Consider the following 21,433-nt stretch of genomic DNA (forward strand, 5'->3'; position numbering starts at 1 on the left):
GAGCTGACATGCAGACGCACTTTACCGATGCCGACCGCCAGAAACCGCATATTCAGGAAGCCGAGCGCATTCTGCGCACCTGCGTACACTGCGGCTTTTGTAACGCCACCTGCCCCACTTACCAGCTGCTGGGCGATGAGCGAGATGGGCCACGCGGGCGTATCTACCTGATGAAAGAGCTGCTGGAGAGCCGCGATGACGATGACCAGGTCACCGAAGAGACTCGCCTGCACCTCGACCGCTGCCTGACCTGCCGCAACTGTGAAACCACCTGCCCCTCGGGCGTCGAGTATCACAAGCTGCTGGATATAGGGCGCGCCGAGATCGAGCGCCGCGTGCCCCGCTCAGCCGCCGAACGCGCCCAACGCTACGCCCTGCGTAAAATGCTGGTGGACCCCAAGCGCTTCAAGGCGCTGCTGAGTCTGGGGCAAACCTTCAAACCGCTGGTGCCTGGCAAGCTGCGCAGCAAAATGCCGCCCGCTCCGGTGGATGCAGGTCAACGCCCCGACAGCCAGCGCCATACGCGCAAGGTATTGATCCTGGAAGGCTGTGTGCAGCCTGGTCTCTCGCCCAACACCAATGCGGCGACGGCTCGCTTGCTCGACCGCCTGGGCATCAGCGTCACACCGATCAGCGAAGCGGGCTGCTGCGGTGCCATCGATTTCCACCTCAATGCACAGGAAGCCGGTCGCCAGCGCATGCGCGCCAATATCGACGCTTGGTGGCCTCACATCGAGCAAGGGGCCGAAGCCATCGTGCAAACCGCCAGCGGCTGCGGCGCCTTCGTCAAAGAGTATGCCGACATGCTCAAGGACGACCCTGCCTACGCGGCAAAGGCCCAGCGCGTCAGCGCACTGGCCAGGGATATCGTCGAGATTCTGCGCGACGAGCCTTTGGAGGCCCTGCAGCTCAAGGAGCATCAGCGTCTGGCATTCCACTGCCCCTGTACGTTGCAGCATGCCCAGAAGCTCAACGGCGCGGTGGAAAGCGTGCTGGGCAAACTCGGCTTTACGCTGGCTCCAGTCAAGGATGCCCACCTGTGCTGCGGTTCGGCAGGCACCTACTCGGTGACGCAGCCGGAGCTCGCCACCCAGCTGCGCGACAACAAACTCAATGCTCTGGAAGCAGGCAACCCCGAAGTGATCGTGACCGCCAATATCGGCTGTCAGACGCATCTGGCCAGTGCCAATCGCACGCCAGTCCGCCACTGGGTAGAAGTCGTCGACGCTGCCCTGGTATAACCTCGATACTCGCGGCCCCTGGCATCACGCCTTGCCCGTCAGGCGCCGCGCCTCACCCCCCATGATAAGAAGGATACTTTGATGCAAACCAAAGCCGTTCTGGGCCAAGCCGACGTTATTCAAGTACTGGACGCCGCACAGCAAGAAGCCGACAACAACAGCTGGCCAGTGACCATTGCCGTCACCGACGATGGCGGCCACCTGCTGGCCCTGCGCCGTCTGGATGGCGCTGCCCCGTTCAGCGCCGAAGTAGCGACCCAAAAAGCGCGCAGCGCGGCATTGGGCCGTAAGGAGACGCAAGTCTTCGAGGAGATGATCAACGGGGGTCGTACGGCGTTTGTCTCGGCACCGCTGCAGGGGCTGCTGTCCGGCGGCGTACCGATCATCGTGGATGGCCAGGTCGTGGGTGCCGTCGGCATTTCTGGCGTCAAGCCGGACCAGGACGTCCAGATCGCCAAAGCCGGTGTCAGCGCTATCGCCTGACCACTGAGCACCGCATGACGCCGTGACAAACGGCGTCATGCGCGCCTGAACATAGGCATCTGGAAATAGAAACGACAAAAAAGCCCGGATCAAGGATCCGGGCTTTTGGAATGTGTTCGGTTTTATCGACGTGCTTGCATGCACATGAATAACCGATAAGTGCTTAATGGCGGACCGGACGAGACTCGAACTCGCGACCTCCGGCGTGACAGGCCGGCATTCTAACCGACTGAACTACCGGTCCACGTTAAGGCACTTCAAGGCCAGTGCAAGGGCGTTGTCAAAGCGGTTCAGTCGCTATGCACGCTGCTTGAATGGTGGGTGGTACTGGGTTCGAACCAGTGACCCCCAGCTTGTAAGGCTGGTGCTCTCCCAACTGAGCTAACCACCCGATCATTGATAGCCGTTGGCTGATCAATCGACTACTTCAAGTTATCGTGGCGGACCGGACGAGACTCGAACTCGCGACCTCCGGCGTGACAGGCCGGCATTCTAACCGACTGAACTACCGGTCCGAATTACGATAACAGGTTTGCAGCATTGAGCGATGATGGCGGACCGGACGAGACTCGAACTCGCGACCTCCGGCGTGACAGGCCGGCATTCTAACCGACTGAACTACCGGTCCACAAATGCATCACTTGCTGCTTACGTTTCCAGGGCACCATGTCAATGGTGGGTGGTACTGGGTTCGAACCAGTGACCCCCAGCTTGTAAGGCTGGTGCTCTCCCAACTGAGCTAACCACCCGCTGGTCACGTGGCGCTGCATTCTACAGAAGCCTGTTCAAATGTCAACACAAGACGTTTAAATTTTGCATTTAAACCAGTGTGCTGCACGTATCACCGACTTCCACTCCCTGAGCGCGGACGAAGGATGCCGCAATCCGGGCCGCCTCGTCAATCAAAACCTTTTGTTCGAGGCCGGATAATTTGCGTGGTGTGAAATCATGGTCCCCCTCGGCCAGCCATTCGACCCGTACACTAGCGGGCAGAGAGTAGCTTTCCACCTCCGTACGGGTGCCAAAAGGATCTCGCTCCCCCTGAATGACCAGCATTGGACAGCTCAACGACGCAAAGTGCTCTGTACGCAGCATGTCCGTTTTTTTCGGCGGATGAAACGGGTACCCCACGGCAATCACGCCCGGGCACGGCTGCTCACTGGCAAACAACGACGCCAGGCGTCCGCCCATGGACTTGCCGCCCACCCACAAAGGAAGCGGATTCAGCGGCGCGATTAGAGAATACCAACGAGTGACACAGGCCACGCTTTTCAGCACGGGCGGTGGCGGGCGGCGCTTGCCCTGCTCGTTCATTTGCTGCATGTAGGGCAGATCGATGGCCCATACCTGCACCTCATTCTGCGCCAGCGTCGCGGCAAATTGACGCATGAAGTCGGATAAGTGCCCGGCGCCAGCGCCGTGCATCAGCAGCACACGGCCCTGCCTCGGCAGGCCAGAAACGCTCACTGGCCCATAACCTTCCACGTTAAAGCGCTGAACAGCGGGGCTGGCAACCTTTTCCGATAATGCCTCTGGGGTCAGGCATTCGAACCCCAAACCAGCGTAGTGAGACAACGGCAACTCCTGTTAATTCAGCGTTACATCCATTGGCGTGTTCAGCTTATGCCTCGGCTGCGCTAGAATCTAGACCGGATCTTGACCTGCATCATCAAGCGGGTGGCCGCACCCGGGCAAAATGCGCATGCACACTGCTACGGGTTACCCCCTAACCGCGTTCGATGGGAACATGAAATGAGCACAGCACTGGAACACCCGACCTACAATTACAAGGTAGTTCGGCAGTTCGCGATCATGACCGTTGTGTGGGGCATCGTAGGCATGACGATTGGCGTCATCCTCGCCGCACAGCTGGTTTGGCCGCAACTGAACCTCGGCTTACCTTGGACTAGCTTCGGGCGTCTTCGTCCGTTACACACTAACGCCGTCATCTTTGCCTTCGGTGGCTCGGCGCTGTTCGCGACGTCCTATTACGTCGTTCAGCGTACCTGTCAGACGCGACTGTTCTCTGACAAGCTCGCCGCGTTCACCTTCTGGGGTTGGCAGGCGGTGATTCTTTCCGCCGTGGTGACTCTGCCACTGGGTTACACCACCACGAAAGAGTACGCTGAGCTGGAATGGCCGATCAATATTCTGATTGCCGTTGTCTGGATCAGCTATGCCATCGTGTTCCTGATGACGGTCAAGAAGCGCTCCACGTCACATATTTATGTGGCCAACTGGTTCTTTGCTGCGTTCATCCTGACCGTTGCCGTGCTGCACATCGTCAATAACGCCGCCATTCCCGTCACCATGATGTACTCCACCTCGATCTATGCGGGCGCCGTGGACGCCATGGTGCAGTGGTGGTACGGCCACAACGCGGTGGGCTTCTTCCTGACGGCAGGCTTTTTGGGCATGATGTACTACTTCGTGCCGAAACAGGCCGAGCGTCCAATCTACTCCTACCGTCTGTCCATCGTTCACTTCTGGTCGCTGATCATGATCTACATGTGGGCAGGGCCACACCACCTTCACTATACGGCCCTGCCCAACTGGGCGCAGTCGCTGGGCATGATCATGTCGATCATCCTGCTGGCTCCCTCCTGGGGCGGCATGATCAACGGCATGATGACCCTATCGGGCGCCTGGCATAAGCTGCGCACCGACCCGACCCTGCGCTTTCTGGTCGTGGCCCTGTCGTTCTACGGCATGTCGACCTTCGAAGGCCCGATGATGGCCATCAAGACCGTCAACGCGCTGTCTCACTACACCGACTGGACCATCGGCCACGTGCACTCCGGGGCGCTGGGCTGGGTAGCGATGATCACCATTGGCTCCATGTACCACCTGATCCCGCGGGTCTTCGGTCGCACCGAAATGTACTCCACCAGCCTGATCGCCGTGCACTTCTGGCTGGCCACCATCGGTACCGTACTGTACATCGCCGCCATGTGGGTCAACGGCATCATGCAGGGCTTGATGTGGCGCGCCATCAACGCCGACGGCACGCTGATGTACACCTTCGTTGAGTCTGTCGAGGCCAGCGGGCCAGGCTACTTCGTTCGCCTGATAGGCGGCCTGTTCTGGATCGTCGGCATGCTGATCATGGCATTCAACGTGTACATGACCGTCAAGCGTCGTGAAGCCATCAGCTACTCGGCACCACAAGCCGCTTAAACCGGGGAAGTTCAGACCAATGAAACATGAGATTGTCGAAAAGAACGTTGGCCTACTCGCCGTCTTGATCCTGGTTGCGATCAGCTTTGGCGGCCTGGCCGAAGTCGTGCCACTGTTCTTTCAAAAGGATACGACGGAGCCCGTGGAAGGGCTGCGCCCGCTTAGCGCTCTGGAGCTGGAAGGTCGAGACATCTACCGCCGCGAAGGCTGCGTGGGCTGCCACTCACAGATGATTCGCCCGTTCCGCGCCGAAACCGAGCGCTACGGTCACTACAACGTGGCCGGTGAGCAGGTGTACGAGCACAACTTCTTGTGGGGGTCCAAGCGTACGGGGCCAGACCTGGCGCGCGTAGGCGGCCGCTACAGCGATGACTGGCACCGCGCCCATATGTACAACCCACGCGATGTCGTGCCCGAGTCCATCATGCCGGCTTACCCCTGGCTGTTCGAGCGCACCCTGGATGGCGAAGCAACGCCGCGCAAGATGCGCGTGCTGCGTCAGCTGGGCGTTCCCTACACCGATGAAGATATCGCCAACGCTACCGCCGAAGTACGCGGCCAGCAGGAAATCACTGCACTGGTGGCCTATCTACAACAGCTAGGAACCGTGCTCGAGGGCACTCGTTAAGTTATGGATACGGGAACTTTCCGCGGACTTATCACGTTCATTCTCATTGTCGCTTTCGTAGGCATCTTCTTCTGGGCCTACTCCAAGCGGCGTAAACCCGACTTCGATGAAGCGGCCAACCTGCCCTTTGCCGACGATGAAAACGATAAGCAACCGACCCGTGACAAGCATGCTTCGCCAGAGGGCGAAGCGGATTCCCGCCACGACAGGGGAGATAAGAATAGATGAATAACTTATGGGGTGACTCCCTATCCAGCTTCTGGAGCGCCTGGATCATCGTCATCACTCTGGGCACGATTGCGCTGAGCGTTTGGATCCTCATGACCAACCGCCGCACCGACAAGACCCCGGATGCTGATGGCAATGTAGAGACCACTGGCCACGCGGCTGACGGCATCGAAGAGTACGACAATCCCCTGCCCCAGTGGTGGTTCAAGCTCTTCATCCTGACCGTGGTCTTTGCGCTGGGCTATCTGGTGCTCTATCCAGGCCTGGGCAACTATGCGGGCGTGCTGGGCTGGACCCAGGAAGGTCAGTGGGAAGAGGAAGTGGCGCAGGCCAACGAGCGCTTCACACCGATCTTTGCTCAGTACCAGGAAGTGCCGATCCCCGAGCTGGCACAGGATGCCGAGGCCATGCAGGTAGCCGAGCGCATTTACCTGAACAACTGCGCGGTGTGTCACGGCTCCAACGCCCAGGGCGGCTACGGCTTCCCGAACCTGACCAACGACGACTGGCTGTATGGCGGCGAGCCCGAGAACATTCTCGCGACCCTGAACAATGGTCGTAACGGCCTGATGCCCTCCTGGCAGCAGCTTGGTGAAAACAACATCGAGAACCTGACCCAGTACGTGCTGTCGCTCTCCAACCTGGAGCACGACGAAGAGCGCGCCGCCAGCGGTGAAAGCACGTATCTGGCCGCCTGTGCTGCCTGTCACGCACCTAGCGGCACCGGCAACACGGCACTCGGCGCGCCCAACCTGACCAACGATATCTGGCTGTATCAGGCACCGGGTCAGAGCGTTGCCGACTCCATTCGCCAAACGCTGCGCAATGGTCGTAACGGCCACATGCCTGCTCAAGCGGCGTACATTGGTGAAGAGCGCGTCCACCTGGTGGCCGCGTACGTGTACAGCCTGCGCTTCCGCGACTGATCCCGTTATCAGGCGTTTGACGCCAGCGTGCACGAAGGGTGCGGTCTCATACCGCACCCTTTCTACATCCAGCAACCGCTCAGCCGTTCGGCGATCCGTTACACTATTGTTTATCGACACAGATTTATCGAAACAGATTTAGCGACACGGCATAACGCTACAACGCCCGCAACCACCACTCGGCTGCCGCCCACGTCTGCCTCACTGAGCTGCGATCACCGCCATGGAAAAAATACCTAGCCACGATATTACGCCGCCAACCGTTGGGCACCACACGCCTGGCCAGAACGAGACCCAAGAGCTGTACGCCAAGCGGCGGCATATCTACGTGCGTGAAATCAAAGGTCTGTTTCAAAAGGTTCGGCGCAGCGCCAACTGGGCGCTGATGATGGCCTTTTTTCTACTTCCCTGGTTGAACTGGGGAGAGCGACCGGCCATATGGTTCGACCTGCCCGGGCGTGAGTTTCATATCTTTGCGGCGACTTTCTACCCGCAAGAGTTCGTGCTGCTCTCGTGGCTATTGATCATCTGTGCCTTTGGGCTGTTTTTCATCACGGTGTTTGCCGGTCGTGTCTGGTGCGGCTATACCTGCCCACAGAGCGTCTGGACCTTCCTGTACATCTGGCTGGAACACCGTATCGAAGGCAGCCGCCATCAGCGCATCAAGCTGGACCAACAGGCCATGGACGCCAGCAAGGCGTGGCGCAAGACCGCCAAGCACAGCGCCTGGCTGCTGATCGCTCTGGCCACCGGCGTGACCTTCGTGGGCTATTTCACGCCCATTCGTTCACTGGTGGTCGAACTGCCCACACTGGAGGCCCACGGCTGGTCCTACTTCTGGGTCGGCTTCTTCCTGGTGTTCACTTACCTGAATGCGGGCTGGTTGCGTGAGCAGGTGTGTATCTACATGTGCCCCTACGCCCGCTTTCAGTCGGTCATGTTCGACCGTGATACGCTGATCGTTTCTTACGACGCCACCCGGGGAGAACCGCGCGGCAGCCGCAAGAAAACCCTCACCCATTCCCAGGCTCAGGCGGCAGGATACGGTGACTGTATCGACTGCGAGCTGTGCGTGCAGGTGTGCCCCACGGGGATCGATATTCGCGACGGCCTTCAGTACGAATGCATCACCTGCGCCGCCTGTATCGATGCCTGCGACAGCGTCATGGATCGCATGGGCTACCCGCGCGGGCTGGTTCGCTATACCACGGAAAATGCGCTGGAAGGCAAGAAGAGTCATGTGTTGCGCCCCCGCCTGCTGGGCTATCTGGCCGCGCTGCTGGTCATGATCGCCACGTTTGCCTGGGCGGTGAACGACCGCATGCCGCTGGGCTTCGAGGCCGAGCGGGAGCGCACCCAGCTTTACCAGATCACGCGAGAAGGTCAGGTCAGCAACGTCTACAACCTGACGATTCGCAATCTGGACAATAGGGCCCACACCTATCAGCTGAGCGTGACCGGGCTCGAGACGCTCTCCCTGGACCGCACATCGATCGAAGTGCCTGCCGGTGAGACACGCACCCAGATCGTGACCGTCCTGGCCGACCCCGCTGAGCTGCGAGAGCCCAGCCAATCGATTACCTTTATCTTGCAGTCTCAGCAAGACAACACCATTCGCTCGGAGCGTGAGACACGTTTCCTGGGCGACGTTAGGAGATAAGCCCCCATGTCCGACACCCCGATTCAGCCCTGGTACAAGCAGTTCTGGCCATGGTTCCTGCTGGCACTGCTCTCCTCGTCCATCGTGGTCAGCACTACCTTTGCCGTACTGTCGGTCAAGACTGCCGACGGCATGGTGGTCCAGGAGGATTACTACGAACACGGCAAGGCCATCAACATGATTTTGGCCAAGCAGGAGCGTGCCAACGAGCTGGGGCTTTCCGCCGAGCTGCGCATCGATCCGCTCACCAGCGATATCGTGCTGGACCTGACCGGCGACGACCGCCCGGAGACCCTCTACCTGACGCTGATCTTCCCGACCCAGGATGACCGTGATCAGGAGTTCGTGCTGCAGCACGTGCGCGAAGGCCGCTACATCACCCAGGGCCCCGACAACCTGCGCTACCGCTGGTACATTCAGCTGCAGCCCCAGCAAACCGAAGCCGACTGGCGGCTGATCGGTGAGGCGCGCTTCCCCAATGAAGAGAGTGTCGCCCTTCTACCCGGAGGCCGCACGCAGAGCGAATGAGTAATGCATCTCTAGCCAGCTGTTACCACTGCGGCAGCGCGGTGCCTGATGGGGCACCATGGAAGATCATCATTGACGAAGCGCCCCAGCCGCTTTGCTGCCCCGGCTGCGAAGCGGTCGCCCACGCCATTGTGGAAGGCGGCCTGGAGAGCTACTACCGCTACCGCACCGAGCTACCGGAGCGCCCCGACGAGCGTCAGGCCAGCAAATCAGACACCTGGTCGGTGTTCGACGACCCCGCGCTGCAGGCCCAGTTCACCCACCCGGAAGGGGATGAAGGCCACCTGCGGGCAACCCTGGCCGTAGAGGGGATTACCTGCGCCGCCTGCGCCTGGCTCATCGAACACCGTCTGAACGCCCTGGAGGGCGTCAGCTCCAGCGCGGTCAACCTGTCTCACCACCGCCTGCGCGTGTGCTGGGACCCGACACGTATCAAGCTCTCCCAGCTGTTTGCCGAGCTGGCCAGCATTGGCTACAGCGCCCAACCCTACGAGCCCGACCAGGCCCAGGCGCGCCTGCAGCACGAAGAGCGCATGAACGTACGCCGTCTGATCGTAGCCGCCGTGGGCATGATGCAGGTGATGATGTTCTCGATACCGATCTATGTGTCGGACCCGGGGGAGCTGAGCGCCGACTTCTATGCCCTGTTCCACTGGCTTTCGTTTGCGCTGGCAACGCCAGTGGTGCTGTTTTCGGCACAGCCCTTTTTCCGCAATGCCCTGCGCGACCTGAAAAGCGGCGTGCTGGGCATGGACGTGCCGGTCTCGCTGGCCATTGGCGGCGCTTACCTGGCCAGCAGCTACGCGGTACTGTTCGATGTCGGCGAGGTGTATTTCGACTCCGTGGCCATGTTCACCTTCTTTCTGCTGTTTGGCCGCTACGTGGAGGGCCGCGCGCGGCGCCGTAGCGGCCACAGCGGCAATGCGCTGAGCGGCGTACTGCCGGTCTCGGCCATTCGTCTGGAGGCGGATGGCAGTGAGCGTATTCTGCCTGCCAGCGAACTGGCGATTGGCGACCGCGTATTGATCAAGCCAGGCCACGGCGTCCCTGCCGATGGCGTGATCGAAGAGGGCGAATCCAGCCTCGACGAATCCATGCTGACCGGCGAGTACTTGCCGGTGACCCGGCGCATCGGCGATAGCGTGGTGGGCGGCAGCCAGAACATGGAAAACCCGCTGACCATGCGCGTCACCCACCCTGGCAATACGGCTCGGGTAGCAGGCATCGTCGACCTGACCGATCGCGCCTTTGCCAGCCGCCCCCGCCTGGCGCAAATGGCCGCCCGCATGGCCCACCTGTTCGTCCTTCGGCTACTGCTGGTGACGGCCTGTGTCACCATCACCTGGTGGATCATCGACCCGTCGAGAGTGCTCTGGATCATGATATCGGTACTGGTGGTCACCTGCCCCTGTGCACTGGCTCTGGCCACGCCCACGGCGCTGACCGCCGGCCACGGCCAGCTGCGCCAGCGGGGCGTGCTGATTACCCGCGCCGATGCCATCGAGTCGCTGTCCAACGTTACCCGCGTCATCTTCGACAAGACCGGCACGCTGACCCGCGGTGAAATGCAGCTCACCCAGACCCAACCGCTGGGGCATCACGATAGCGAGCATCTACGCGCCATTGCCGCCGCGCTGGAGGCCCACTCCGAGCATCCTATCGCCCGCGCCTTCCGCCCCTTCCGCGATGCCACGCTTCAGGCACGCCATGTCAAGAGCCATACCGGTAGCGGCCTGGAGGGCACCCTCGATGGAGCCGTCTGGCGGTTGGGCAAGCCCGACTTCGCCAGCCAGCAAAGCATCGCGGTGCCGGGCAGCGGGCAGTGGCTGCTGCTGAGCGAAGATCACCAGCCGCGCGCCTGGTTCAAGCTGCATGACGGCATTCGGGAAGACGCCGCGCAAACCGTGGCGGCCCTGCAAGCACGCGGTCTGGCGGTGGAGCTGCTCTCCGGGGATACCCGGGAAGCCGTGGAAAGCCTGGCCGATCAGCTCAATATCGAGACCTGGCACGCGGGCCAGTCCCCCGAGGACAAGCTGAACCGGCTGCGCGAGCTGCAGGCCCAGGGCGAACGGGTGGTAATGATTGGCGATGGCATCAACGATGTGCCCGTGCTGGCGGGGGCCGATGTCGCGATTGCCATGAACAGTGCCACCGACCTGGCGCGTACCCGCGCCGATGCGGTACTGATGAGCCCACGCCTGATGCGTATCCACGATGCCGTGGATATTGCCCAGGCCACCCGCCGCATCATGCGGCAAAACATGATCTGGTCGGTGTGCTACAACTTCTCGGCCTTGCCGCTGGCCGCCATGGGGCTCATTCCGCCCTGGCTGGCCGCCATCGGCATGTCGCTGAGCTCGCTGGTGGTGGTGGGCAACGCCTTGCGTCTATCGCGTTGGCGCAGTGCTCCAACCCCCAGCATCGCCCCCACCAAACCGGTGACTGCATGAGCATTCTGTACCTGTTGATTCCGCTATCGCTGATCCTGCTCGGCCTCGCGGTCTGGGCCTTCTTCTGGGCGGTGAAGCACGACCAGTTCGAAGACCTGGAAGGCCCTGCCCACCGCATCCTGTTCGATGACGACGAAAACGACCTGACGCCTGAACAGCGCGCCGAGCGAAAAAACAGGGCCAGGCCGCCTCGCGACCAAGAGCCCCCGCCATGAACCCGACCGGGCTGGACCTGCCGCCGCTGCTGGCGGCCTGGGTATTTGGCCTCATGGGCGGGGCGCACTGCATCGGCATGTGCGGTGGCATCATGAGCGCCCTCACCTTCGCCGTGCCGCCCAGCATGCGCCACCCTGCTCGCCTGGGCGGGCTGCTGATGAGCTACAACCTGGGGCGTATTCTCAGCTACATGGTGGCCGGAGCGCTAGTGGCTGCGCTGGGCACACTGGTCTCGCTCTCCCCGGCCGCCGGAGTGAGCCTGCAGGTGGTGGCGGCGGTCATGCTGATTCTGATGGCGCTGTACATCGCCAACTGGTGGAAAGGTCTGCTCCGGGTCGAGGCCGCCGGACGCTACCTGTGGCGCTATCTCGAACCCCTGGGCCGACGGTTGATGCCTGTCGTGCACCTGCCCCAGGCTTTTGCCCTGGGTGCAATCTGGGGCTGGCTACCCTGTGGGCTGGTGTACTCCATGCTGGCCTGGAGTCTGGCCACGGCCGACCCGCAGCAGGGCGCGTTGCTGATGGGTGCCTTCGGACTGGGCACCCTGCCAGCCCTGCTGGCCACCGGCCTGGCGGCTCGCCAGATGGGCCAGCTCATTCGCCACCCCGCCACGCGTACCGTGGCCGCCTTGACCATCATCGGCTTTGCCCTGTGGCAACTGTGGTCGCTGCTGCCGACGGCCCTCCACCCATAGCTTGATATAGCTCAACGCTTTGCCCGCTTCGATGCCTTAGCATGCAGGCATATGTCGGCCGGTGGCCCACCACCTGGCTACTTTGCCCTGTTACCACGGAGCGTCTCTTCATGCCCCTTGCCTCTGCTGCCACCGTACCTCCTCACCTCGCAGCGGCCGAGACCCCTGCCTGGGACGAGGCCCTGCTGCGCCGTTACGACACCAGCGGCCCACGCTATACGTCCTACCCTACGGCACTCTCCTTTGACGCAGACATCGGTGCCGACGACGTCACTGAAGCCCTGGCGCGCAGCAATGCCAGCCAGCGACCGCTCTCCCTGTACGTGCACGTGCCCTTTTGCCGCAAGATCTGCTTCTACTGCGCCTGCAACAAGATCGCCACCAAGAATACCCAGCTGGCCGAACCCTACCTATCGCGCCTCGATCGTGAAATGGTGTTGACCTCGCGCCATCTGGATACTCGGCGGCCCGTGCAGCAACTGCACTGGGGCGGTGGCACCCCAACGTTCCTGACCCTGGCGCAAATGAGCGACCTGGTAGACAGGTTGGACGCGAGGTTTGGGCTCTCCAACGCTCCTGACCGCGATTACGCCATCGAGATCGACCCCCGTGAAGCAGATGTCTTTACCCTGCGCCACCTGCAGTCGCTGGGTTTCAATCGCCTCAGTCTGGGCGTCCAGGACCTGAACCCTAGGGTACAGGCGGCCATCAACCGCGTGCAGCCCAAGGTCATGACCGAAACCCTGATGGACGAAGCACATCGGCTGGGCTTTCGCTCCCTCAATCTGGATCTGATTTACGGGCTACCGTTTCAGACCGAGCAGAGCTTTGCCGACACGCTTGGCCAGGTCATCGACCTCAACCCGGCCCGCTTGTCGGTGTTCAATTACGCCCACATGCCCAGCCGCTTTGCCCCCCAGCGGCGCATCAGCGAGACAGACCTGCCCAGCGCCGACGAGAAGCTGGCGATCCTGCGCACCACCATCGAGATGCTCACTCAGGCAGGCTATGTGCATATCGGCATGGACCACTTTGCCCGCCCGGACGACAGCCTCGCCCAGGCCCAGCGCCAAGGCACTCTGCAGCGTAACTTCCAGGGCTACTCCAGCCACGCCCAGTGCGACCTGATTGGCTTGGGCGTTTCGGCCATTTCCCGTATCGATGATCTGTATGCCCAGAACCCCACCCAGCTGGCCGCGTATGAAGCGGCATTGGATGAAGGTCGGCTGGCAACCGTCAAAGGAGTACGTTTAAATAAGGACGACCTAATGCGGAGAGACGTCATCGAGCGCCTGATGTGCGATATGGAAATTGACCTGGCCAGCGTTGGCCAACGTTGGCACATCGACGCGCCCGCCTACTTCGCCAGCGCGCTGGAGCGCCTGCAGCCCGCCGAGCGGGATGGCCTGCTGCAGCGCGAAGGGAACCGCCTGCGGGCAACACCGACCGGGCGGCTGCTGATTCGCCACCTGGCCATGGCGTTCGATGCGCGCCTGCCAAGCCAGTCATCGCAACGCTACTCGAAGATCGTATAAACGGCACCTTGAGATATCCACCCCCTGACCCTATGATGGCTAATGAAAAGGGAGAACAACATGCCATATCCTGCCAGCCAACGACGTTCACTGCTGCAAGAGGCGCGCTGCCAGACCTGCAGCCTCAGCTCGCTGTGCCTACCGCTCGCTCTGGAGCTGGAGGATATGAGCCAGTTCGACGCCATCATCCGCCGCCGCGCACCGCTCAAGAAGGGCGAACCGCTGTTTCGCCAGGGCGATGCGTTCACCAGCGTCTATGCGGTACGTTCCGGCAGCCTGAAACAGGTGACCAGCGAAGGCAACGGCAACGATCAGTTGACCAACTTCTATCTGCCCAGCGAGCTGGTGGGGTTGGATGGTATCGATGAAGAGCAGTATCCCGGCAGCGTGATCGCCCTGGAAACCACCACGGTGTGCGAGATTCCTTTCGACCGCCTGGACACCCTATCGGAAGAGCTGCCGGAGCTGCGCGGCCAGCTTTACCGCAGCATGAGCAAGGAGCTGCGTGACGATCGGCGCATGATGCGCCTGCTATCGCGCAAGACCGCCGACCAGCGGCTGGCCAGCTTCCTGATTACCCTCTCCGACCGCTTCCGGCGGCGCGGCTACTCGCCCTACAGCTTCCGGCTCTCCATGTCCCGCGCCGATATGGGGAACTACCTGGGCTTGGCCGTCGAGACCGTCAGCCGTATCCTGAGCCGCTTTCAGCAGCAGAACGTGGTGGCCGTCTCGGGCCGAGAGGTCAATATTCTCGACCTGCAGCGGCTCATCACCCTGGCCGAAGAAGAGGAGCAGGCGATCAGCTCACGTTGAACGCCTGAATACGCCCTTCCATCAGCGCCGCCTGTTTGGCTTCCAGCCCGACGAAGTCGAACAGCGCCCGGTCGGCCAATTGGGAAGGCGCCACATTGGTGACGGCCTTGAACATGCTTTCCAAGCGACCCGGGTGCTTCTTGTCCCATTCGGCCAGCATGTCCTTGACGATCTGACGCTGCATGTTGGGCTGCGACCCGCACAGGTTGCAGGGAATGATCGGAAACTCCATCAGCCGTGAGAATTCGGCAATGTCCGCTTCCTTGCAGTAGGCCAGGGGGCGGATCACGATGTTCTTGCCGTCGTCGGACAGCAGCTTGGGCGGCATGGCCTTCAAGGTCCCGCCAAAGAACATGTTGAGAAACAGCGTCTCGAGGATGTCTTCCCGGTGGTGACCCAGGGCAATCTTGTTGGCGCCGATCTCCTCGGCAAACCCGTAAAGTGACCCGCGACGCAGCCGCGAGCAGAGCGCGCAGGTGGTCTTGCCTTCCGGGGTTTTCTCCTTCACCACCGAATAGGTATCCCGCTCCAGAATGTGGTACTCCACACCCAGCTTATCAAGGTAACGGGGCAACACGTGCTCGGGAAAGCCCGGCTGTTTCTGGTCGAGATTGACTGCCACCAGGGAAAAGTTGACCGGCGCATTGCGCTGCAGATTGCGCAGGATTTCCAGCATGGTGTAGCTGTCCTTGCCACCCGACAGGCATACCATGACCCGATCACCCTCATCGATCATGTTGTAATCGATGATGGCGTTGCCCACTTCACGACGAAGACGCTTCTGCAACTTGTTGAATTCGCGCTTCTGTTTGGCATCCTGAAGTTCAGGCTGCTGTTCAGGCGCCGCATTGGTGGCACGCGTCGCCGAGGAGGGGTCGAAAAAGTCAGGTGATAACATGGTCGTTGTACTGCCGATGGGTGAAGGAGCAGCGGCTATTCTACAAGACTCGCAGGCGCGACCCAATACAAACCCATCGTCGGCCTCTGGCCACACCGAGCGGCAGCGCGTCGGCTCACACCGTGAAAAGGCGCTCACTCTGCAGGCGCTGATAGAGCAGCGCCGCCGCCGTGGCCTCGCTGTGCACCGAGGGCCAGGCCAGCGGCAAAGACCAGCATGACAGCGCTTCGTTGATGCTCGGGCCGACCTCTGCCTGGGGATGCAAGCGGCGTAGCTGACGAGCGTGCAGCCTGGCCAGATCGACTTGGGCATTGGGTAGCCCAAACCCCAGCGTGGCTTTGAACATCCGACCAAGCGGCGCCAGCAAGGTATCCAGCTGCCACCCCACCACTGGCCGATTGCCGATGAACTCCGCCAACGCTTCGACTCGGGCTGCCAAGGCAACCGGCACAGCGCCCTGCTCCTGACGATGAGACAAGGGCTCGTCGACCATGGCCAGCGTGTCGCTCCAGGCATGGCTGGTCAACACCCGGCGCGGCGTCAATACGACAGCGGCCACGCGCAGCTCGCCCGGGCGAGCCTGGCTTTCACGACACGCCAACGCCACTGCTTCTTCGCCCATATAAGGCTGGAACAGCCAGCCATGCGGCGTGTCCGCGAACCGCCGTCGATCGCTTTCACGCTGCACCAGGGTTCTCAGTGAGCCGCTCAAGAGACCCACGTGCCTATCCAATAGCCGCATTCCACTCACGAATACTCCAGATGATAACGATGGGACAGCCGCTGCTTGAAGTCCTTGACGATGTGCAGCGCTTCGCGTAGCAGGTCACGCTCCAGCGATGAAAGCTCCTGGACCACGACTCGGTTGGTGCGTTTGCCGGTATCGGCATCGCGGGCGCCCGCGCTTTTCAGCTCCTGCAACTGCTGCTTCAGACGCAGCTCGGTAAACAGCGCCAGCGCCTCACCCAGGTCGTCGGCAAAGCGGCGGTCCAGACGGCCATCGGCGGCCAGCGCATCGAGCCGATCCAGCGTAGAGGTCGCCTTGATGCGCCGCTCCAGCGCCATGGTGCGCACCCCATGAACAATCGGAAAAATGCCGCCTTTCTTGATATCGATGCCGTGCTGGGGCTTTTTCAGCGAACCAAACAGCGTCAACGGCGTCGAGAAACGCAGCGCTGCGCGGGCGAAATAGGAGAGCAGCAGCTCATCATGGGAACAGCGCGCAAACAGCGCCTCACGCACACGGTCCAGCAGCGCAGGGTTGCCCGCGACGCCGTGGGCATCCAGCAAAATGGCCAGCTTCATCAGACTGTCGCCATCCCGGGCCGACACCCACCTGGCGATGTTCGACTCCCACGTCGACACCGTTCCCACCCACTCAGGGTTACACACCATGATGTTGCCAGGGCATGGCGGGTAGCCCAGCTGCACCAGCGTCTCTGACAGGGCGTTCATGCACTCGGCCACGTCCGGCCACTGGCAATCGTCAGCCAGGATCAACCCGTTGTCCTGATCGGTTTTGAGAATCTGCTCGCCACGCCCCTCACTGCCCATGACCATCAGGCAGCTTTGCGGGTGGTACTGCTCGGGCACGGTCAAGGTCCACGCCTTGCTCATGATGCGGCCATTCAACGCGGCCAGCAGGTCCATGGCAAAACGCAGCTTGACGCCCTGGGCCATGAGCGCCTTGACCAGCTCGGGCGTGCGCTGACTAGCCGATGCCAGGGCAGGCAGGCTATCGGCTTGCTCCACTTGCAAGCTGACCACATAGCTACGGCTGGAGAAGAACCCCAATACATCCGTCAGCTCCACCACCCCTTGCACCTGAGCCTCTTCCATCACCACCACCCGCGATACCTGATGGCGGGTCATGGTGATCAAGGCGTCAAACAGGTACTGCCCAGGAGCAACGGTGACCAGTGACCGATTGGCCAGTGACGCCACCGGGGTCTCCAACGAGGCGTTTTCGAGCACCAGGCCATTGAGCAAGTCCGTCTTGGTGACCATGCCCGGCCCGCCTTCGGTGGCCACCAGCAGGCTATCGGCATGGCTGTCTTTCAACTGCTGGACGGCCTGTTGAATAGAGGACTGGGCATCCATCATCAGCGGCAAACGCATGCACTCGCTCACTCGGGCCAGCATGAACCCCGCCATGGTGACTCCCCCATCGGCACGCTTCTCGGTCAACAGGCGCGCCTTGTGAGACAGCGACTGCTTGAAAAACTGCTCGAACGCCGGGTAGTGTCGGCACAGCTGGCTGAACAGCACCTTGGGCATGACGTAACACAGACACTCGTCTTCGGCCTGAAAGCGGTAGCGGCTCTTGCCATTCAGGATGCTGATCGCACCAAACAGGTCACCCGCCGTATAGTGGCCGATACGCGCACTGGCAGCCGGCAGTGAGGGGTCCAGCTCGGCCACCTCGCCCTTGTGGATCAAGAACACCGAGGCGCCAGGCTGGCCCATTTCCAGAATGACCTCATCACGTTCGAAATAGGCCAGGTCCATGCCCCGGCGCACGTGATCCCGACCCTCCTCGTCCAGCAGGGTGAAGGGCAGTTGAGACAGCTCTACTTCTACCATGTAGCAACCTCGATCAAGCGCCTTGTATCGCGCCACGCAATGGCTTTTGTGATTATTATTAACCTGTCACTCTCTTTGACCTGCTTTGCAACCTGCTACTTTACGCTATAAAGCTAACGTCTTAACGACCTTGGTTTAGCGACTAAAGTCGCGCTTTTCCATTTCTTCTTTAAAGCTCTTTGGTCACTTTTACCAGGGTAGCAAACATTGGTTTAGCCAGAGCCATAGACCATTGTCCTATCGTCATGCCCCAGCTTGCAAAAAACCTCGATTATTCTCTAAAAAACAGTAAGATATAAAAACAACACAGGGCCAAAAAAAGCCCTTGCCAAGGCGTGATACCAAAGTCTGGGATTTATTTTTTTGTATTTATTGCCCAGTATTATTAGCGAGTCATACAGGGTTAAAGCACACCACCCTAGCCATGTATCCAGAGCCGCTGACAATCACTCGAGAACACCTCAACGCTGACGGCTTAACAATAATAAGGTGACGTGCCTGGTAACGCCATTCAAGGAATCCACCACCGACAGGATCTCTTGTCTACGTTGCCCTGATGGATCACACGCTATCTTGAGTTCACTTTCCACCCCTAAAAATCACAACTGGAGAGCAACACAATGGCAGACGACAAGACCAATGCTGCTGAGTACTGGAAGGCCAACGTACGCCTGATCTTTGGGTGCATGATCGTTTGGGCCTTCGTCTCTTACGGATGCGCCATCCTCTTCCGCCCACTGCTGACCAGCATTTCCGTTGGCGGTACGGACCTGGGCTTCTGGTTCGCTCAGCAAGGCTCCATTCTTACCTTTATCGGCCTGATTTTCTTCTATGCCTGGAGAATGAATCAGCTCGACAAGAAATTTGGCCTGGGGGAGTAAGCAAGCATGAGCCAATTTGCCATTAACCTTCTGTTCGTAGGCGCATCGTTCGCGCTCTATATCGGCATTGCGATATGGGCGCGGGCCGGGTCTACCAAGGACTTTTACGTGGCGGGGGGAGGTGTTCACCCCGTGACCAACGGTATGGCCACGGCCGCCGACTGGATGTCTGCCGCGTCGTTCATCTCCATGGCCGGCCTGATTGCCTCGGGTGGCTACGCCAACTCCACCTTCCTGATGGGTTGGACGGGCGGCTTCGTTATCCTGGCGATGCTGCTGGCACCTTACCTACGCAAGTTCGGCAAGTTTACCGTGCCGGATTTCATCGGTGAGCGCTTCTACAGCCGCACCGCCCGCGTGGTAGCGGTGGTGTGTCTGATCATCGCGTCAGTGACCTACGTTATCGGCCAGATGACCGGCGCTGGCGTGGCGTTCTCTCGCTTCCTCGAAGTGCCCAGTACCTGGGGAATCTGGATCGCCGCAGCGATCGTTTTCCTGTACGCCGTGTTTGGCGGCATGAAAGGCATCACCTACACCCAGGTGGCTCAGTACATCGTACTGATCGTGGCCTACACCATTCCGGCGGTGTTCATCGCCATGCAGCTGACCGGCAACCCGATCCCGATGTTCGGCATGTTCAGTACCCACACCGAGTCGGGCGTTCCTTTGCTGCAAAAGCTGGATGACGTCGTCAACGCGCTGGGCTTCCGCGACTACACCGCAGATGTGGACAACAAGCTGAACATGGTGCTGTTCACCCTGTCGTTGATGATCGGTACGGCGGGCCTTCCCCACGTCATCATTCGCTTCTTCACGGTGCCCAAGGTGGCTGACGCGCGCTGGTCGGCTGGCTGGGCATTGGTATTCATCGCCCTGCTCTACCTCACCGCGCCTGCGGTGGCCTCCATGGCACGTCTGAACCTGATGACCACCGTCTATCCCGAGATGACCGGACAGGTAGAGGATTACGAAATGGCAGCGGCCGAGCCTCTGCTGTACGAAGACCGTCCCACCTGGTTCAGAACCTGGGAAGATACCGGCCTCATCACCTTCAATGACTTGAACAACGATGGCCGTATCCAGTTCTACAACGACAGCAACACGGAGTTTGCAGCCACCGCCGAAGCACGCGGCTGGGAAGGTAACGAGCTGAACGTCAACAATGACATTCTGGTATTGGCCAACCCGGAGATTGCCAACCTGCCCGGCTGGGTCATCGGTTTGATCGCGGCAGGGGGTATCGCCGCAGCCCTTTCCACGGCCGCAGGCTTGCTGCTGGCGATCTCCTCGGCCATCAGTCATGACTTGATCAAGAACACCATCAACCCCAACATTTCCGAGAAAAACGAGATGCTGGCGGCACGGATCTCGATGGGGGGTGCCATTCTGCTGGCCACCTATCTGGGCTTGAACCCTCCCGGGTTTGCGGCACAGACGGTCGCCCTGGCCTTCGGTATCGCGGCAGCCTCGCTGTTCCCCGTGCTGATGATGGGTATCTTCTCCACCCGCATGAACAGCGCTGGCGCGATCTGCGGCATGCTGGCGGGCCTGGTGGCGACCCTGCTGTACATCTTCACCTACCTGGGCTGGTTCTTCATCCCCGGTACCAACATGCTGCCGAACACGCCTGACAACTGGTTCCTCGGCATTTCCCCGCTCTCCTTCGGTGCCGTCGGCGCGCTGATCAACTTTGCGGTCGCCTTCGCTGTCTCCAGCGTCACGGCAGCGCCGCCCAAGGAGATTCAAGAGCTTGTCGAGAGCGTGCGTTACCCGAAAGGGGCTGGTGTCGCTGTCGATCACTAAGCCATAATCGTTCCTGGCTAGCCAACGGGCTAGTCCTGGAACCCATCACGCATCGGGCTTCCCATGGGAAGCCCGAGCTGTTTTAGGAAACATCGTTATGATCTGGCACTTGATTGCCGCTGTCTTCGCCGCCCTGGCGGCGGCGGGTATTGCCCTGATACTGCGCCACCTGTCAGGACGCCGTCTGCCCAAATGGATCGTGCCTGTCTTTGCCGGACTCGGCATGCTGAGCTACCAGATTCACGTGGAGTACTCCTGGTTCGATCACAAGCAGCAGCAGCTGCCCGCCTCGGCGGTGGTCGTGGACAGCAGTACCGGCACCGAAATATGGCGCCCATGGACCTTCGTGTTTCCCATGACCACGCGCTTCAGCGTGCTCGACCACGACAGCCTGCAGCGCACCCAGCACGAAGGCGCCACGCTGGCCGAGTTCATGCTCTACCACTTCGAGCGCCACCATACGGACCTGGTGATTCCCCAGGCCTACCTCTTGAACTGCAGCAGCCGTGAGCTGGTGCCGGTGGATATCGACACCCGTTCGCCGGACATCACCGGCATCCGCACGTTGCGCACCGCCTCCACGCTGCTCGAGCAAGCCTGCGCCGAGCCTGCTCATTCATCTTGAGCACTGGCGCTGGAGGGCAATTCCCCTAGAATGGAGCCTCACTGAACGCACCGCCGCATGGGGC

Annotated in this window: 20 protein-coding genes and 5 tRNA genes; 16 read left to right on the plus strand and 9 right to left on the minus strand. The window is 60.8% G+C overall.

Features of this window, described 5'->3' with window-relative positions:
* The first annotated feature begins 8 nt into the window (after positions 1 to 8).
* A complete protein-coding gene (gene glcF / locus B7L72_RS03740) occupies positions 9 to 1,241 on the plus strand; it encodes a glycolate oxidase subunit GlcF (protein ID WP_081136278.1) in 1,233 nt (410 codons plus the stop codon).
* 81 nt (positions 1,242 to 1,322) lie between these two features.
* The gene (locus tag B7L72_RS03745) at positions 1,323 to 1,724 is read left to right on the plus strand and encodes a heme-binding protein (RefSeq protein ID WP_081136279.1); all 402 of its coding nucleotides are present in this window, start codon (positions 1,323 to 1,325) and stop codon (positions 1,722 to 1,724) included.
* A 167-nt stretch (positions 1,725 to 1,891) separates the two neighbouring features.
* Here the strand turns inward: B7L72_RS03745 and B7L72_RS03750 are convergent.
* The 6 genes from B7L72_RS03750 to B7L72_RS03775 form a co-directional block, all read right to left on the minus strand.
* Positions 1,892 to 1,968 (minus strand) — tRNA-Asp (locus B7L72_RS03750).
* Between the two features lie 71 nt (positions 1,969 to 2,039).
* Positions 2,040 to 2,115, minus strand: a tRNA-Val gene (locus B7L72_RS03755).
* A gap of 47 nt (positions 2,116 to 2,162) precedes the next feature.
* Positions 2,163 to 2,239 (minus strand) — tRNA-Asp (locus B7L72_RS03760).
* A gap of 36 nt (positions 2,240 to 2,275) precedes the next feature.
* Positions 2,276 to 2,352 (minus strand) — tRNA-Asp (locus B7L72_RS03765).
* A 45-nt stretch (positions 2,353 to 2,397) separates the two neighbouring features.
* Positions 2,398 to 2,473: transfer RNA gene (locus B7L72_RS03770), tRNA-Val, on the minus strand.
* A gap of 70 nt (positions 2,474 to 2,543) precedes the next feature.
* The gene (locus B7L72_RS03775; protein WP_332868028.1) at positions 2,544 to 3,158 is read right to left on the minus strand and encodes an alpha/beta fold hydrolase; all 615 of its coding nucleotides are present in this window, start codon (positions 3,156 to 3,158) and stop codon (positions 2,544 to 2,546) included.
* A 318-nt stretch (positions 3,159 to 3,476) separates the two neighbouring features.
* On the opposite strand from B7L72_RS03775, the gene ccoN reads away from it, so the two are divergent.
* The 11 genes from ccoN to fnr all read left to right on the plus strand — a co-directional run bounded on the left by ccoN (position 3,477) and on the right by fnr (position 14,579).
* Complete coding sequence (ccoN, locus tag B7L72_RS03780; protein WP_081136282.1) at positions 3,477 to 4,901, plus strand: cytochrome-c oxidase, cbb3-type subunit I; 1,425 nt, start codon at positions 3,477 to 3,479, stop codon at positions 4,899 to 4,901.
* Positions 4,902 to 4,920: 19 nt separating this feature from the next.
* The gene (gene ccoO / locus B7L72_RS03785) at positions 4,921 to 5,529 is read left to right on the plus strand and encodes a cytochrome-c oxidase, cbb3-type subunit II (protein ID WP_016916188.1); all 609 of its coding nucleotides are present in this window, start codon (positions 4,921 to 4,923) and stop codon (positions 5,527 to 5,529) included.
* A 3-nt stretch (positions 5,530 to 5,532) separates the two neighbouring features.
* Positions 5,533 to 5,757, plus strand: a complete 225-nt coding sequence (locus B7L72_RS03790; RefSeq protein WP_039181513.1) for a CcoQ/FixQ family Cbb3-type cytochrome c oxidase assembly chaperone — start codon at positions 5,533 to 5,535, stop codon at positions 5,755 to 5,757.
* The gene (ccoP, locus tag B7L72_RS03795) at positions 5,754 to 6,683 is read left to right on the plus strand and encodes a cytochrome-c oxidase, cbb3-type subunit III (RefSeq protein WP_081136284.1); all 930 of its coding nucleotides are present in this window, start codon (positions 5,754 to 5,756) and stop codon (positions 6,681 to 6,683) included. The genes B7L72_RS03790 and ccoP overlap by 4 nt, the downstream gene beginning before the upstream one ends.
* Positions 6,684 to 6,906: 223 nt before the next feature.
* Complete coding sequence (gene ccoG, locus B7L72_RS03800) at positions 6,907 to 8,343, plus strand: cytochrome c oxidase accessory protein CcoG (RefSeq protein WP_081192634.1); 1,437 nt, start codon at positions 6,907 to 6,909, stop codon at positions 8,341 to 8,343.
* A 6-nt stretch (positions 8,344 to 8,349) separates the two neighbouring features.
* Positions 8,350 to 8,871: a FixH family protein gene (locus B7L72_RS03805; RefSeq protein ID WP_081136287.1), complete on the plus strand. Its 522-nt coding sequence runs from the start codon at positions 8,350 to 8,352 to the stop codon at positions 8,869 to 8,871.
* Positions 8,868 to 11,321: a heavy metal translocating P-type ATPase gene (locus tag B7L72_RS03810; RefSeq protein ID WP_081192636.1), complete on the plus strand. Its 2,454-nt coding sequence runs from the start codon at positions 8,868 to 8,870 to the stop codon at positions 11,319 to 11,321. The genes B7L72_RS03805 and B7L72_RS03810 overlap by 4 nt, the downstream gene beginning before the upstream one ends.
* A complete protein-coding gene (gene ccoS, locus B7L72_RS03815; protein WP_016916182.1) occupies positions 11,318 to 11,536 on the plus strand; it encodes a cbb3-type cytochrome oxidase assembly protein CcoS in 219 nt (72 codons plus the stop codon). The genes B7L72_RS03810 and ccoS overlap by 4 nt, the downstream gene beginning before the upstream one ends.
* On the plus strand, positions 11,533 to 12,231 hold the full coding sequence (locus B7L72_RS03820) for a sulfite exporter TauE/SafE family protein (protein ID WP_081136290.1): 699 nt from the start codon (positions 11,533 to 11,535) through the stop codon (positions 12,229 to 12,231). The genes ccoS and B7L72_RS03820 overlap by 4 nt, the downstream gene beginning before the upstream one ends.
* Positions 12,232 to 12,341: 110 nt before the next feature.
* Positions 12,342 to 13,766: an oxygen-independent coproporphyrinogen III oxidase gene (hemN, locus tag B7L72_RS03825; protein WP_081192638.1), complete on the plus strand. Its 1,425-nt coding sequence runs from the start codon at positions 12,342 to 12,344 to the stop codon at positions 13,764 to 13,766.
* 60 nt (positions 13,767 to 13,826) lie between these two features.
* Complete coding sequence (gene fnr, locus B7L72_RS03830) at positions 13,827 to 14,579, plus strand: fumarate/nitrate reduction transcriptional regulator Fnr (protein ID WP_016916179.1); 753 nt, start codon at positions 13,827 to 13,829, stop codon at positions 14,577 to 14,579.
* Here the strand turns inward: fnr and ttcA are convergent.
* The 3 genes from ttcA to B7L72_RS03845 all read right to left on the minus strand — a co-directional run bounded on the left by ttcA (position 14,566) and on the right by B7L72_RS03845 (position 18,060).
* Complete coding sequence (gene ttcA, locus B7L72_RS03835) at positions 14,566 to 15,477, minus strand: tRNA 2-thiocytidine(32) synthetase TtcA (RefSeq protein WP_081192640.1); 912 nt, start codon at positions 15,475 to 15,477, stop codon at positions 14,566 to 14,568. The two genes, fnr and ttcA, sit on opposite strands and share 14 nt — an antisense overlap.
* Positions 15,478 to 15,592: 115 nt before the next feature.
* Positions 15,593 to 16,198, minus strand: coding sequence for a DNA polymerase III subunit epsilon (locus B7L72_RS03840; RefSeq protein ID WP_446718539.1), 606 nt, complete (start codon positions 16,196 to 16,198; stop codon positions 15,593 to 15,595).
* A 26-nt stretch (positions 16,199 to 16,224) separates the two neighbouring features.
* Positions 16,225 to 18,060 carry a DUF294 nucleotidyltransferase-like domain-containing protein gene (locus tag B7L72_RS03845; protein ID WP_081192644.1) on the minus strand — a complete coding sequence of 612 codons (1,836 nt, stop codon included), beginning with the start codon at positions 18,058 to 18,060 and terminating at the stop codon, positions 16,225 to 16,227.
* A gap of 620 nt (positions 18,061 to 18,680) precedes the next feature.
* On the opposite strand from B7L72_RS03845, the gene B7L72_RS03850 reads away from it, so the two are divergent.
* The 3 genes from B7L72_RS03850 to B7L72_RS03860 all read left to right on the plus strand — a co-directional run bounded on the left by B7L72_RS03850 (position 18,681) and on the right by B7L72_RS03860 (position 21,369).
* Entirely contained in the window at positions 18,681 to 18,941 is a 261-nt protein-coding gene (locus B7L72_RS03850; RefSeq protein WP_081136299.1) for a DUF4212 domain-containing protein, read from the plus strand.
* 6 nt (positions 18,942 to 18,947) lie between these two features.
* Positions 18,948 to 20,744: a sodium:solute symporter family protein gene (locus B7L72_RS03855; protein ID WP_081192646.1), complete on the plus strand. Its 1,797-nt coding sequence runs from the start codon at positions 18,948 to 18,950 to the stop codon at positions 20,742 to 20,744.
* A gap of 97 nt (positions 20,745 to 20,841) precedes the next feature.
* Positions 20,842 to 21,369 (plus strand): hypothetical protein, encoded by a 528-nt coding sequence (locus B7L72_RS03860; RefSeq protein WP_081192648.1) that lies wholly within the window; start codon positions 20,842 to 20,844, stop codon positions 21,367 to 21,369.
* Positions 21,370 to 21,433: the final 64 nt, after the last annotated feature.

This window comes from Halomonas sp. BC1 (assembly GCF_002078135.1).
In the GTDB taxonomy this organism is placed as follows: Bacteria; Pseudomonadota; Gammaproteobacteria; order Pseudomonadales; family Halomonadaceae; genus Vreelandella; species Vreelandella stevensii.